The sequence below is a fragment of the Sporosarcina sp. FSL K6-6792 genome, from assembly GCF_038004885.1.
GTDB classification, from domain to species: domain Bacteria; phylum Bacillota; class Bacilli; order Bacillales_A; family Planococcaceae; genus Sporosarcina; species Sporosarcina psychrophila.
In genome coordinates, this window is sequence record NZ_JBBOSA010000001.1 from 3,552,695 (window position 1) to 3,567,114 (window position 14,420).

Sequence of the window (14,420 nt, forward strand, 5' to 3'; positions counted from 1 at the left end):
AGGTGGACATATGTTCCGTGGATTTTACACAGTTGGATCAGGAATGATTGCACAGCAACGCAGAACAGAAATGCTGGCGAATAATATGGCGAATGCCAACACGCCAGGCTTCAAGGCGGAGCAATCGGTGATTCGCTCGTTTCCTGAAATGTATATGTCGAGTATTAACACGGCAAAAATCCCAACAGAAAATGGCTTTCAAATGAAGGGCTTATCTCCGGTAGGTTCAGTTTCAACGGGTGTTTACATGCAGGAGACGTTGCCATTATTCACGCAGGGACAATTGCGCGAAACTGAGCTGACGACCGATATCGCTCTGATTGACGGTCGCTTACCAATTGATGCAGAAACTGGAACTCAGGGTGCCATCTTCTTCAGACTTGAAAATGAAGGTGGAAGTGAGCAATATACAAAGAACGGCAGTTTCACACTTGATCCAAGCGGTTTTTTGACAAGTGCAGGTGGCGCCTATGTTCTTGATAATAACGGGCAACGGATTGCCTTGCAAAACGATGATTTTCGTGTGACGGATGAAGGCATAATTATGGACGGCGACACGGCTGTCGCAACACTTGGTATTTCATTTGCACAGCGCCCTGACATGCTTCTGAAACAAGGAGATGGCATGTTCGTAACAGAAGGCGGCGAAAACCTTGCAGCCGCAAACGGCACGGCAGGCGTCTCCTATTCGATGCAGCAAGGTTATCTCGAAGGTTCCAATGTTGATGCAGCACGAACGATGACGGACATGCTTACTGCATACCGTGCATTCGAGGCCAATCAAAAAATTCTTCAAGCCTATGACCGCAGCATGGAAAAGGCAGTAACGGAAGTGGGACGTGTCAACTAATGACATGCGATTTGAAAGGGAGCGGGATGCATGATACGCACAATGACGACAGCAACAAATACGTTGAGTCAATTGCAAAGTCAAATGGATATAATCGGAAATAACCTTGCGAACATTTCAACAAATGGTTATAAAGCAAGCGATGCTAAATTCCAAGAGATGTTATACCAACAATTCAACAATGACAAAGCAGATACTGCGCCGCGCCAATCACCTACCGGCATCCGCTACGGATCAGGTGCTGTACTTGGTCAATCACAGATGAACTGGAAAGCGGGTTCATTGCAAATGACGGGTCGCGAACTCGACTTTGCACTGACGACACCAAAACAATATTTCAACGTCCTAATGCCTGATGGAGGCGGGGAAAAAACTGTCTATACACGTCAAGGGAATTTCTACGTTTCTCCAGTTGCTAATGGGCAAGTGATGCTTGTAAATGGTGACGGATATCCGGTTGCAAACAGTGCGGGATTGCCAATTACGTTTTCCGATAATGTTACAAATTATACAGTTAACCCAGGTGGAAATTTGCAACTGACAAATGCAGACGGAACGACGCAAACAATTGAACTGGCTGTGACAGTGATGGAACGCCCAAATTTGATGCAGCGTTTATCGGGAACAAATTTTGCATTGCCTGAAAACTTGGCGGATCTTGGTGTCACGCAACAGCAAGTTCTAACTGAACTACAAGGTGCTGCGCGAAACGTAATTGGATTGGAAGGTCAGGCACTCGAAGCATCGAATGTTAACTCACAGAAAGAGATGACGGATCTCATTAGTGTGCAACGTAATTATCAATTTAATGCGCGGGCAGTGACGCTTGCAGATCAAATGCTCGGTCTGATTAACGGCATCCGATAAGTTCTTGATAAAAATAGTATCGTTCGGCTCTGAAGTGTATGAGACAGACGAAAAGGGTAGTCTACCTGCATCCGGTAGCTATCTGATGACCGGACAATTAGGGAGTACTGAATATGACAGATGAAAAAAGAAACAACTTGAATTCGAATGATTCAAGGAAAAAGGAGAGTGCACCGCCTTTAATTCGGTCTACTCGTAAAGAACGCGGAAGACAAAATAAGCCGGTTGAGGAAACTCCACCGAAAAAGCAATTTTGGGTCCAAATTCGCATCCTTCCGATTTGGCTTCGTGTGATACTTGTTCTCTTGCTTCTAGCCGGTGCAGCCTATCTTGGTGCCTTGGTAGGATACAGCAGTATCGGTGATGGGGATTCGAGTGATGTCTTTAAGAAAGAAACTTGGATTCACATTATGGATATCATTAATGGGAAAGAGTCGTAAAAGACTCTTTCGTTTTGAATAGAAAAGTACTGAAATGTCAGGAGGATGACTATGCTAACAGCAGAACAGATACAAGCGATTTTGCCGCATCGTTACCCGTTTCTTATGGTAGACCGGATTCTTGAGGTCGAAGAAGGAAAACGAGCAGTAGGCATAAAAAATGTGACAATCAATGAAGATTTCTTCAATGGACATTTCCCAGGTTATCCGGTTATGCCAGGCGTTCTTATTGTGGAAGCGCTCGCACAAGTTGGTGCCGTCGCTTTATTGCAAAAAGAAGAAAATAAAGGACGTCTTGCCTTTTTTGCCGGGATTGACAATTGTCGCTTCAAACGGCAAGTAACGCCAGGTGATACGTTAAAACTCGAAGTGGAAATCACGCGACTTCGCGGTACGATTGGTAAAGGTAAAGCAATCGCAACGGTTAACGGAGAAATCGCATGCGAAACAGAAATTACGTTTGCATTAGGACCTATTGTTTCAAAAAATGGGAACTAAATTTGCGAACACCTTGAAATTTGGTTACAATGGTCATTACGGTGCGGTTACAATGCACTTCTAAAGTGGGAGGTAACAAATCAGTATGTTTAAAGATCTTTCTCCAAATCTAAAAAGTAGCATTACTAGGTCCATCACACAGACATTCGAACAATACATGAGCGATATCGAGTGGTCCGGTGAAAAATTCAGTATCGATGATTATATCGCCAGCTGGCGTGAATATATTACCGTAAAAGCACTCTGGTATTCAAAAATTCCAGAAGACATGAAAATTGATCCGGAATTCCATGAAGACCTCGCGCAGCGTATCAATGAAATCATCGCCCGCATCCTCAGTGAGCCGCCATCTGAAGAACAGATTGTGGAGATCCAAAGCATGCAGGAAGAGCTTGATACTCATTACGAGTATCACTGTAAAGCCGAAGCGGTATACATTGACACATTGCTAAAAAAATATTTAGAAGCTTAAAAAAGAAACATGGATAGTTCCCTCATTTCGGGCAAAGCTACGAAGTATCATACAGGTTTGTGTGATAGACGGCTTGTGGAGAGGAGGGAATCTTTTCATGTTCAAAAAAGCGATACCACTTGTTCTTATGTCGGGACTAGTCCTTACAGCTTGTGCAAACAACGATGCAGTTCCGAATAACAACGAAACTCCAATGGAAAAAGTGGAGGATCGAACGAGGGACATAACACCCGAAGTGAACGATGAGCAAACAGGACCGAATATGGATGGTCTCGAGAACGATCGGGATGTAAATGGTGTAGATGAAGGAGTCATTAATGACAACAACGGAGTACGTAACGGAGTTATTAATGAAGAAAACACGACTACTCCGAACGAAGTCATCATCGAAAAAAACTCGAACGAGAACAAAACGAACGGAAACAATCGTTAACCGCAAGCCGTGCGGGAACCGCCTCGTAACACTAGAGGCGGTTTTTTTTATACAAAAGCGGAAGCGCCTGTTCAGCCCCGACAGGCACTGAAAGACTTGAAGAAAAAGGCGTTCTTTGCCTTTATCTTCAAGTCCGAATATAAAGGAAGGCAGTCTAAAATCGCGACGTCCTGTCGCAACGACTGCATGACCCACTTCGTGTGGTTCCAGGGGCTAGGCGCTGGAGTCTAGCCGTATGCAAAAGCGCAGGGCGCCGTCCAGACGCGACAGGCATAAGGCTGGTAAAAGGAAGGCAGTCTAAGTTCGCGACGTCGTGTCGCAACGACTGCATGACCCACTTCGTGTGGTTCAAGGGGCTAGGCGCCCGGAGTCTAACCGTATACAAAAGTGCAGTGTGTCTTACAGTTTTTCTTAACAAAAAAACTGCCCGTATTCCAGGCAGCACGAAGTCATTCATTCTCTTTTTCTTGATCCTTTTTTAAACGTGGTCGAGAGCGCATATCGGATTCGAACCGCTGTAGCAATTCGGCGCCGCCCATTCCCTCACCAATCAATTCTTCCAGCAACTGTTCTGCATACTGTGCACGTGCTCGTTTCAAGCGGCCTTTCATTAACACAGAGACATTATCCCCAATCAACTTAACCCCTTTGACAGCAACGCGAAAAGCAGCTGGTTCATTTTCAGGATAAGAAATAACGACTTTCACTTCAAGTAATTCTTCATCAGCCATCCATTTTTCAAAAATGGGTTGATGTTCCTTATCAATGAACATTTCCAATATCCACATACGGTGACTGTTCTCCTGATTGATTATAATTCCGTCTATGAGAGGGAAATCCAGCATTCGCTCTTCGTGTAATATTCCGACAGACAACATTTTGAATGTTTTCATCGGTATCCACCTCAATCTTTTTCCTTTTATTATACCATAGGCACAAATTTCACCGACAAACTTAAAACATGGCAAACTTAAATTATTGACGAATCGGATAAATTCAAGTCCGGCATACGGTTATGCCGTTTATGTAGATAAATGTAACTTCGTAGTTAAGCAAATAGGGTTTTTATAGCGAATAATAGACAGAAAATTGGGATATCGTGTATTGCACAAATTAGACTAAACCAAGTAAGATGAAATTAATAAACGAGAGAGGAGGAAATCGATTGAATCAAGTTGCACTGGTTGGACGTATCACAAAAGATCCAATTCTGAGAAGAGTATCAGAAGGAAGGGTACAAACAAGTTTTGTACTCGCTGTGAACCGCAATTTTAAAAACCAAAAAGGAGAAGTGGAGACAGACTTTGTACTTTGTACACTGTGGGGAAAGGCGGCGGAGAATACTGCTAAACATTGCGGTAAAGGATCTCTAATCGGCGTAGGCGGGCGCATTCAGTCTAGGTCCTACGAACGTGAAGACAAGAGTAGAGTCTATGTAACAGAGGTGATTGCTGAGGATATACGGTTCATTTTAACAAAAAAACGCACCAATGACAACTTGTATAGTGAACAGGTAGGTAGAATGACACTTCCAGCGGAGGAGAAAAGTGATGCTGAGCATTTCAATCTCCCCAGCCGTGAAACAGAAGGATTACCGATTTTTTGACCAGGCACAATGATACATAAAAAGCCGGGGAATGGTCGTGAAAAGGAGGGGATAGACTAGCCGGACGACAAACCGGGGCGGTACCGACAACTGAAAATGGATAGGTAGTAAGCAAAGCTAATTTTAGCGGAACGCAGCCTAAGAATACCACAAGAGGAAGGCAGTCTAAAGTCGCCGCGTATTGCGACAACGGCTGTATAACCTATATTCTGTGGGCGCTAATAGGCTATATGTGAGGAAAAGAAATAACCGTACATGTCAACAGAAGGGGTTCTGCCCATGTTCGGTCAGAGTGAGAGTAAAGTATCGCGAACAGATGCTCAGTGGCGTCTGTTCGCGGTAAATAAGGGGAATGTAACGCTAATATCCGATGGGGTCGGATATCTTACGTCGAAAAACGCTAATGGGGATCCCAAGGACGGAGGCTGTTTCCGTAAATGGGATCCACGCAAGCGGATTATGAAAAGAAAGGAGTGTGGAACATGACTACAATTAAAAAGGACATGAAACGGATGGAAATGCAAATTGAACAATTAATCAGCATTGTAGCCAATCAGAACAATCGCCTGAATCGAATTGAAGACCTAGAAAGGAAGAAAAAATTCGGAACTGTACATATTATTCCACTTGCGGAACGTGTGTAAGAGGATTCGACAACGGTAAGTAAAAAGACCCCAGTGCCACTGGTGGCTCAGGAGTCTTCTTACATAGCATAATTTTAGTTGTCAAACGATAATAGATCGTCCAGTTCCGTTTCGGACAAATCAGACAGCCATTGACTTGATTGGATGAGATCCGCGGACAATGCGGCTTTCTCGACAAGCATCTTGTCGATTTTTTCTTCAATAGTTCCAATCGTCACGAACTTATGGACATGGACAAATTTTGTCTGGCCTATGCGATATGCACGGTCGGTAGCTTGATTTTCGACGGCTGGATTCCACCATCTATCAGCATGCAATACGTGGTTTGCACCAGTCAAGTTCAGTCCAGTTCCACCTGCTTTTAACGATAAGATGAAAATAGGGAATTCGCCTTCTTGGAAAGCCTCGACAAGCCGGTCACGCTGACCTTTCGGCATACTGCCTGTCAAGAATGGTACATCGATTCCATGAAGTTCAGACAAGCATTGACGAATAAGTTGCCCCATGCCAATGTATTGCGTGAAGATAAGGCATTGTTCCTTATTAGCAGCGATTTCAGCTGCCATTGAGACAATTAAGTCTAGCTTATTGGATCTAGAAAGTAATTGTGTTGCTGGAGCGTGCGGTTCTTTCAAGAATAAGGCCGGATGGTTACAGAGCTGTTTTAATCGGCTAAGCATTTTTAAAATAAGGCCTTTCTTTTCAAAACCGGTAAGTGTCTGCAACTTGAATTTCGTTTCTTCAAGGAAACTTTCATATAAGGCAGCCTGTTCAGTCGTTAAAGGACAATATTCATTTTGCTCAAGTTTTTGTGGAAGATTCAGTTGTAAATCGGGATCACTCTTTGTTCTGCGTAGAAGGAACGGACGGATTTTTGCTCGTAGCTTCCGCTTATCCGCTTCAGAATCATCACGTTCAATCGGGATGATGAAGTTATCCGTGAACTTGCGGAAACTGCCGAAGTATCCTTTGTGAATAAAGTCGAAAATCGCCCATAGCTCTGATAAACGGTTCTCGATCGGTGTACCGGTTAGTGCGATATGATGCTTGCCGCGAAGTTTTCGGATGACACGGGACTGTTTTGTCTGCATGTTCTTTATGTTTTGTGCTTCATCCAGTGTAATGCTGGCAAATTCCGTTTCTGCTAGCATCTCGCCATCCTGTGAAGCAGTACCGTATGTTGTAAGAACGACGTCGGGCTTCAGTTGAGCCATTAGTTCTTTAAAGCTTTCGTCTTTTGCACGTAATGGGCCATAGTGTGTATGGACAGAAAGCGTTGGTGCAAACCGTTCAATCTCTTTCTGCCAGTTGCCGAGAACACTCGTCGGACAAACGATGAGTGACGGTGAATCTGTATCAGGTCTTGCATGGATATTCAGTAAATAGGTGATAAGCTGAACTGTCTTACCCAGTCCCATATCGTCGGCAAGACACGCACCAAAACTATTATCACGCATAAAGGTAAGCCAGTTATAGCCGTCTTCTTGGTATGGTCGAAGTTCAGCAAGTAAATCCTTTGAAATACCGGCTGCTGGAAGCCCCTTTTTATCGGCTAGCATTTCCATATAGCCTCGAAGCGATTGGTGCATAGTGAAAGCAAAAAGTGGGTCATCGATATCTTCGTCCTCTTCAAGAGGAACAATCTCTTCCGGTACGTCTTGGAACAGCAGGTCTTTAACAGTCCACTCCCCAGCATCCGCACGATCCATTAAATCACGAATTTTTCTGAGCCAAAGGGGATCGATATGGAACCATTCATCACCAGAGCGGATGTATTCACGGTTTTCATCGACAAGCTTACGGAATGAATCCTGATCAATTGGATTACCAGCAAGAGAGAAATTCCAATCGAAAGATAGCACTTCGTCCAAGCCTGTAGCCGATTTATACGATTGTATGCCCGCGTTCGTTCGAATACGCAATTTTGATTCTGTCACCGATTTCAACCATGCAGGCAGGATGACAGGATAGCCGAACGATTGAAGTAGCGGAAGGTCTTCTTTAATGAATGTCCGTACTTCCGGATCAGACATCGGTGTGGACAAAAAGCTTTCGCTTGAAGCAAGCTCTACAGAGCCAAGGAATGATGTCATTTCGGATTGCTTTTTCACAACTTCATCTGCGAATGGTTTCCATTTAGCAGGAAGCGCATCAGCCGCAGGTGCATTCACTTTCCGGGCGGCAGGTGTCCAGTGCGCACCGCGTTCGCCGATAATAACCGTTTCAAGAAGCCATTCCGTATCTGTCTCGGCTTCTGGTTCAGTTAAGCGGAAGGCAACACTGATTGGAATTGTGGAAACAGATTCGCCCGGCCAGCCGTACATCCGTAAATGGGGTAGCAGGGAAGCTAGTAGATCGGGATTGATAGCAGATGCAGCAAGTTTGCTGCTGACTGCTTGGCTGATAACGGCTGCAGCCCCTTCTGATATACCCGCTTTGCTACCGTCAAAACGAATAGTGTTACCGTCTACTTCTGCATAATTCCATAGATTAGGGTCGGTCCAGGCGCTAGTTGCCTCACGAATTGAAGAAAGCTGAGTATCGTCTTCATCCGTCAGTCCAACGAATGTAACATAGGGGTGCATAACAGAAAAAACTTGAAGCAGTTGGTCTGCCTGTAAATATGCAACTTCGTCATCCATATTTGCAAGAAGCCCGTAAAGTGCACGCTCATTGTTGAAGAATAGGAAGGAAACAAGATCATCTGGGGCGACTGGCAACCCTCTGCCATCTTCAGCGGCAATGGAATATAGTTCGTCTTCCATCAAACGGATGCTCAGACGAAAAAGGCGGTTCAATGTGAATGTTCCTGTCATAAGTTCAAATTCCCTTTCTCCATTTCTTCCATCAATGCGCGTAGTCTACGGTTTTTTTCACGCACTGTATCGATATATTGATTCCAAAAGTCAGCTTTTCCGCTTTTCTTCGAACCAGTTTTCATTTGTTTAAACAATTTGACGGCGCGTCGATAACTGTGACGGTTCTTTTCTTTGATGAAACCCATAGCAAACGTATGGAGTAGGGGCAAGACGGCTGATGGATCTGAAGCCAGTGCGACTTTTAAGCCACCCGCTTCTGCACCGTCATATGAAACGCCGTATCTATGCATGAGAGCCGCCCATTCGCCGAATCGTTCACGTTCAACCAAAAAGTCAGCGTAAACATCGATGCCGGGTTCACCATATTGAGCAAACATGCTTTCACGTAATTCTTCCGAGAAATCTGCCGCTTCGAATAAACCATCGATGTCCCGCACGAAAGCAGGACGAGATGAAAGTGAAACAGAATCACTTACGTAATCGCCGATGAAGGGCAATAAAGCGTGCATAATTATAGATAGGGCCTTGGTTTCATCATTATTTTCCGCTAGTTTTGCAAGCGGTAGCCATGTAGCAACATTAGTAGCTGTTACATGTGTAACGAGTTTCGCTAACTCATCATGTTCTCCTTGAATCAAGTGGAAAAAGGCGATGAAAATTCGAGCTTCCTCAGATTCTTCATTCGTGAGAATCGTTAGTTCAGTGTCTCGGGCAGCTCGAAAAGGAAATAGCTGCTGCCAAAAAAGACGATAGACTTGGAATCGCTCATGGAAGAGCCCGGAATTTCCTAGGGCGAATGTTCGAACGAGACTTTTCACCCGTTCATGAAAAGCATCTGCTTCAAACAGTTTCGGTTTTGCACCGATTGCATTGACGCTATCATTCAGCTTTCCGAGCTGTTCCGTCAACCAGTTTTGCACATACCACTTCCCGTAGAAAAAGGAAGTTGGTTCACCGCCGAGATGGCCTTTTACATACGTCCATCCGGCATCCAGTACATGTAATCGATAATAAAGTTCAAAAAGAGGTTTCCATTCATATTCAAACGGAATAAGCGGAGTAGCTTTTTGATCAATTATAGAAGATTCGTGGATGAATACACCCGGATTTTCCGCAACTTCAATTGCCCGAAGCGGCTGAGTTAAGCGTGTCAGGACGTCGATCCATGCATCTGGGGTACGTTCTGAAATGGACAGTGCCATCTGTTGTGATTCAGTTCTGCGCCATTCGTGTAGCCATTCGCTCAAAGAATTGTGTTGTGAATAAAGATGAAATACGACTGCAATTCGGTGCGAACACCAGCCAGCGTATCCGCATGTACAATTCGCATCTACTTTGTTGAAAGAAAGGCGCACGTTTTCTGAGTCTACGCCAAGGAGAGTCGCTATTACTGCGCCTTCAGATGGCGCATACCTATAGGAATTGGTGGCACCATTTCTGACAAGAGCCACAGCACGTCTGATTTCGAGTGCATTGCGTTCTATATCTGGCCGTAGGGCATGTTTAATTGTATTCATAAATTCATTTATTTCATTTTCGTGCAAGTAGGATACACGTTCGACAGTCATATTCATCGGACCACTCCCTAAGAAAAGCATTCCTTCTATTATACCGCTTTTCTCCAGTGAGCGGAAATGAAGTTATTCCATATCTTGTTCTTTTGTTTGTTTATCTATAAAAGTAAAGAGCATATTCGTTAAAAAGCCGAAGAAGGAGTGAGGAATTGGAGAAGATTGTTCTATACGTACCTGATTTGGAGTCTCTGTTTCATCATAATAAAGAGTTTCAAGAAAGTATTACTCCATTATCATGCACGATTTCGCCCATCATTAATCATATCATCTACGAATCTGTGGAACGTAAATTATATTTTCGTTCGGTGGCATTCGGAACGATGGAATTTCAGTTTGTGCTGCTCGACTTTAGGCGTAACAATATTGTGTTCGTGAGAAAGAGGGATTCTCCCGGAGATGTAAACTGTGGCGTATATGAATGGTTGTCATCATTGAAATTTCAATTCGAGCCAAGAAAGATGTCATTTGTAATGGAAAGGCCAAACGATAATTATGTGTTGCGGCAACATATATAGATGAATAGCATACTATAATAATAAACTGTTCACAAACTAGCCACAGTTGTGATAAACTAATAACAATCAGAATGTTCTATATTGGAGGGGAGAAAGATGCTATCAGTTCAACGAATGACACCATTTTACACGAGTCAAGAAGATTTTCAACTCAGACTAGTGTTTGCTTATCAATACTTTTCCATTCTTAAAGGGGGGGACGTATTTCAATTCATCCCGTCAGAGGGAAAAGAAATTGTCATTAATACCAAGAGTTTGCAAGTCGAAAATCTCGGAGAAGTATTCGTTTTCCAACGGGGGAACCGTTTTATTCGATTACCGCTCTACCAATTGCTCCTTATTTCAGATCTTCATATCCATTTGACCACTATTCTTGAAGGAACGATGGGGCTGGAAATGGAAGTAGAGACGCTAGAAGTTGTAACATTAGAAGCGGTGGGTATCATTGAACAACTGGAAGCCGATAACAGGTTGCGCATGATTGATTATGCACTCGAAACAGACAACATACAAATGTTCAATGAACTGACGGAAGGACTGCAGCAAAATTGAAAAGTGAAACTTAACAAACACCTGTCGTTAGCGGTTAACGGTAGGTGTTTTTTTATTGCCCTGGCACCTATTGAATCCCGTAAAGTGGGCAAGTTGTCACATGAAAACTTCACCTCCAGACTCTGGTGATTTTGTTCTAGATAATCCAAATGAAAGCTCAAATTCCCACCATGGTGCTACAAACATTACTATATTATTTACGTAAATATGTTGAACAAATGAATGCCAATATAAACTGAGCGAAGGCGCCTGACAAGGGGTAGCCTCCCACCGTAGCGGATTTGAAAGGAACCTCTATGGCACCTTGTATAGTTCAACCTGTAATGAAGTAAAGAGCCACAATGAAAATGGTGGAACCTGTCAAACCAAAAAGAATGTCTTGCCATGTGAATGCAGAAATTCCCTCTTTATTCATAGCTATCCGCCCCTTTGTCGATTTCCCGGGAAATAAGCCGGTATTTATTCCCCAATAAATCATTCAGTTTTAGTAGAAAGTATAATTTTTTGACTTAGAATAGTGTCTAGACTCCAGGCGCCAGCCGCTCGGGTCATAAGCAATCCAGCTATGTAGCAAAGAGCGCTACGTCTCTGGATCGACTTATGCCCGTCACGTCTACCAAGCACCTTACGTATTTCTTAGAAGAATGGACAAAAAGTGCGCTTCTTAAACATGTTTTATATGTTTCTGGAACCCATTAAAGAAGGATAATAGTAAAAAATCATTGCTTACTAGCATCCAAACATTGCAAATCTCTCAATTTTTGCTAAAGTAATCATAGTAGATCAATTACGTCTCGGCGTAAATTCGCTTGGATTTTGAATTGCGCTTGCGCACGTCTAGTATCCGTGCTTAGGAGTTCGGGTTATAAGTAAAAGCTACTCTGTGGCAAAATCCGTCACGATGCATCTTCATCTTATACTTGTTACCCCTAGGCTTTTGAGAGATGAACTTGTTTCAAAATTTGTACTATCTGCCGTGGGCTTAGGTCGACGGGGAGGAATTGTAGTTTATTCTTCTTTGTTAAGGTGACTTCATCAAATTCAGCAATAGTGAGCAGAAAGGGATTACCGTAATGTTTTTTGACTTTAAGTTTTGGCATTTCTTGACGAATCCACATCAGTTGGCAAACCAACTTGAAAATTCTTCAATGCGCGGCTTCAAAAAACGTGTGTTATTCATAGCTTTTTTCGGTGTTCTTTTATTCGCCGTTCGTGATATATGGGGAATGAATACAGAGTCAATCACAGCACTCCTTTCCACAATGACCACAACAGACTATACAATTGCACGATATGTATCAGTACTTGGTGCACTCATGTGGGCACTTATGTATATGGCGTTTCATTTCTTTGGTTTTGCATACATATTAAGTCGATTGACGGCAATTCCGTTTAAAAAGTTATTACCTTTACAACTACTTGTGACAGGTATTCTATTACTCGAGAAAGCAGTTTTGCTTCTTGTCTTTACGATGAAGGGAGCAACAACAAGTGTTTCATTCCTATCATTTGGTCCACTTGCGATAACATTTCTCGATTCCTGGTATATCATCCTATTCCTCAATCAATTGACAGTGACAACTGCACTTATCATTGCACTTCAATCACGATTTATCGGTGCGTATACGGGTCATACCGAACGCAAAGGGTTTATCTGGATACTTATAGGAATCCACGTAGCAATGGCCCTTATAGTTGCGGCTATTGGATTTATTCCACTAGAAAGCTTGTTCCATTCCTTTGTAGAAGGGGGTGTTGGTAGTGAATAAAGTGACGAATATTGCTATCGCTGTCGCAATCAGTGCATTTCTAGCAGTGAATTTTTATCTGCTATTTTCCGATAAAAGCGTCATCACCAAATCAGTATATGTCGAACGCTATGAACGTATGACAAGCAGTGATCACCGAGAGGAGCTCGCTAAAGAAGGCTTTGTTGCACCTGAAGAAACCTATACAGTATACGTCGGTAATGACGATACGGTAGATTCGTGGCTAGTTAAAGAAGGCGACCCTGTTACAGTGGGGGAAGAAATTGCTATTCTACAAACAGAACGTGCAGAAGGACAGCGCGCTGTATGGGAAGCCGAACGCGAGGCTCTTCAACAACAGACATCATCTGTTCGAAGCATGATATCAGGTCTTGAGTCTGAGCGGGAGGAAGCTCAATCGGATAGTTCTTCAAATGTGAATCGCAAAGATAACGTGTCGGAAAATACAACCGACAAAAAAGTGGAAGTAGGACTGAATGTTGATGTCCAGGTAGATGTGAAGCAGGACGGATCATTTGCACAGGCAATCGCAGCGGCTGAACAGGATCTTGCAGAAATTGAACGCCAACAAACAGTTGTTGAGGCGCAATTATCACAAAATCCAGGGAGACCTGCTCTAATTAGCCCTGTTGACGGTATAGTTTCTAAAGTAACGCGTACCGGTTCCACGCTATCAGTTGATATTTTTAGCTCACAAAAAGTGATTGTCACATATGCAAAAAATGACGAGTGGCAAAAAATTCGAAATGGTGATCAGGTCTTAATCCAAGGGGATAGTATCGAAAATGCAGTAGAAGGAACGGTTCTTTCTGTTTCCGAGGCACCTGCAATCGACAACGAATGGCTCCAAGCCTACAAAGAACTCGACGAAACCAAAGTGAAGAATCCACTTGCTTATTATGAAGTACGAATTTTGACGGATGCTACTGATCAATCGGTGCCATTTGGAACAAATGTCAATGCAATCGTTATTGTCAATGAAGCGCTGGATGTCACTTCAGTGAAAGAAAAGTGGCTTCATGACTTGTACAAAGAAACGGCGTATGCATGGATAATTGATAATGAAGGTCGTGCTAAACAAGTGGCCATTGCGACACCGTTCACATGGGAAACTCGGGCGGTCGTGTCGCAAGGTCTCAATCTTGGAGATGTAGTTGTTTATGAACCTGAACTTGCTACGTATGGATATTCACCTACGGTATTCATGTCATTGCCTACAGAGTTGCCTTCCAAAAAACAATGGAGAGCATTCGGGTGGAAAAATTACGTGAAATATATACTTATAAGATGACATCAGAACCCCGAATCTTCGGGGTTTTTTGATGCTCTACTATTCTTTCGTTACGAAACTGTAATAGGAATGTAGCAATTGAAAGGTTTT

General features: G+C 43.3%; 15 protein-coding genes. 12 read left to right on the forward strand and 3 right to left on the reverse strand.

Features of this window, described 5'->3' with window-relative positions; genetic code table 11:
* Positions 1 to 10 precede the first annotated feature (10 nt).
* The 6 genes from MKZ26_RS17390 to MKZ26_RS17415 all read left to right on the forward strand — a co-directional run bounded on the left by MKZ26_RS17390 (position 11) and on the right by MKZ26_RS17415 (position 3,560).
* Entirely contained in the window at positions 11 to 850 is an 840-nt protein-coding gene (locus tag MKZ26_RS17390; protein WP_340766929.1) for a flagellar hook-basal body protein, read from the forward strand.
* 30 nt (positions 851 to 880) lie between these two features.
* A complete protein-coding gene (locus MKZ26_RS17395) occupies positions 881 to 1,717 on the forward strand; it encodes a flagellar hook-basal body protein (protein ID WP_340766930.1) in 837 nt (278 codons plus the stop codon).
* A 113-nt stretch (positions 1,718 to 1,830) separates the two neighbouring features.
* A complete protein-coding gene (locus tag MKZ26_RS17400) occupies positions 1,831 to 2,157 on the forward strand; it encodes a DNA-directed RNA polymerase subunit beta (protein ID WP_082786736.1) in 327 nt (108 codons plus the stop codon).
* Between the two features lie 51 nt (positions 2,158 to 2,208).
* Positions 2,209 to 2,655, forward strand: coding sequence for a 3-hydroxyacyl-ACP dehydratase FabZ (gene fabZ, locus MKZ26_RS17405; RefSeq protein ID WP_067213080.1), 447 nt, complete (start codon positions 2,209 to 2,211; stop codon positions 2,653 to 2,655).
* A gap of 85 nt (positions 2,656 to 2,740) precedes the next feature.
* The gene (locus tag MKZ26_RS17410) at positions 2,741 to 3,127 is read left to right on the forward strand and encodes a hypothetical protein (RefSeq protein WP_340766931.1); all 387 of its coding nucleotides are present in this window, start codon (positions 2,741 to 2,743) and stop codon (positions 3,125 to 3,127) included.
* Positions 3,128 to 3,224: 97 nt separating this feature from the next.
* Positions 3,225 to 3,560: a hypothetical protein gene (locus MKZ26_RS17415; RefSeq protein WP_340766932.1), complete on the forward strand. Its 336-nt coding sequence runs from the start codon at positions 3,225 to 3,227 to the stop codon at positions 3,558 to 3,560.
* 449 nt (positions 3,561 to 4,009) lie between these two features.
* Here the strand turns inward: MKZ26_RS17415 and MKZ26_RS17420 are convergent, their stop codons facing one another.
* Entirely contained in the window at positions 4,010 to 4,453 is a 444-nt protein-coding gene (locus MKZ26_RS17420) for a YwpF family protein (RefSeq protein ID WP_067213070.1), read from the reverse strand.
* 272 nt (positions 4,454 to 4,725) lie between these two features.
* Between MKZ26_RS17420 and MKZ26_RS17425 the strand changes: the two genes are divergently transcribed.
* A complete protein-coding gene (locus MKZ26_RS17425) occupies positions 4,726 to 5,166 on the forward strand; it encodes a single-stranded DNA-binding protein (protein WP_340766933.1) in 441 nt (146 codons plus the stop codon).
* A gap of 482 nt (positions 5,167 to 5,648) precedes the next feature.
* A complete protein-coding gene (locus MKZ26_RS17430; protein ID WP_156476111.1) occupies positions 5,649 to 5,810 on the forward strand; it encodes a hypothetical protein in 162 nt (53 codons plus the stop codon).
* Positions 5,811 to 5,884: 74 nt separating this feature from the next.
* Here MKZ26_RS17430 and MKZ26_RS17435 read toward each other — a convergent pair whose 3' ends face one another.
* Positions 5,885 to 8,626: a DEAD/DEAH box helicase gene (locus MKZ26_RS17435; RefSeq protein ID WP_340766934.1), complete on the reverse strand. Its 2,742-nt coding sequence runs from the start codon at positions 8,624 to 8,626 to the stop codon at positions 5,885 to 5,887.
* Positions 8,623 to 10,203 carry an SWIM zinc finger family protein gene (locus MKZ26_RS17440; RefSeq protein ID WP_187045911.1) on the reverse strand — a complete coding sequence of 527 codons (1,581 nt, stop codon included), beginning with the start codon at positions 10,201 to 10,203 and terminating at the stop codon, positions 8,623 to 8,625. The genes MKZ26_RS17435 and MKZ26_RS17440 overlap by 4 nt, the downstream gene beginning before the upstream one ends.
* A 149-nt stretch (positions 10,204 to 10,352) precedes the next feature.
* Here MKZ26_RS17440 and MKZ26_RS17445 point away from each other — a divergent pair, with 149 nt between their 5' ends.
* The 4 genes from MKZ26_RS17445 to MKZ26_RS17460 all read left to right on the forward strand — a co-directional run bounded on the left by MKZ26_RS17445 (position 10,353) and on the right by MKZ26_RS17460 (position 14,330).
* A complete protein-coding gene (locus MKZ26_RS17445; RefSeq protein WP_340766935.1) occupies positions 10,353 to 10,718 on the forward strand; it encodes a hypothetical protein in 366 nt (121 codons plus the stop codon).
* Between the two features lie 96 nt (positions 10,719 to 10,814).
* On the forward strand, positions 10,815 to 11,270 hold the full coding sequence (locus tag MKZ26_RS17450; RefSeq protein WP_067213053.1) for a transcriptional regulator: 456 nt from the start codon (positions 10,815 to 10,817) through the stop codon (positions 11,268 to 11,270).
* Positions 11,271 to 12,343: 1,073 nt separating this feature from the next.
* Positions 12,344 to 13,039 (forward strand): hypothetical protein, encoded by a 696-nt coding sequence (locus tag MKZ26_RS17455; protein WP_340766936.1) that lies wholly within the window; start codon positions 12,344 to 12,346, stop codon positions 13,037 to 13,039.
* Positions 13,032 to 14,330, forward strand: coding sequence for an efflux RND transporter periplasmic adaptor subunit (locus MKZ26_RS17460; RefSeq protein ID WP_340766937.1), 1,299 nt, complete (start codon positions 13,032 to 13,034; stop codon positions 14,328 to 14,330). Before MKZ26_RS17455 ends, MKZ26_RS17460 begins: the two co-directional genes overlap by 8 nt.
* Positions 14,331 to 14,420 lie beyond the last annotated feature (90 nt).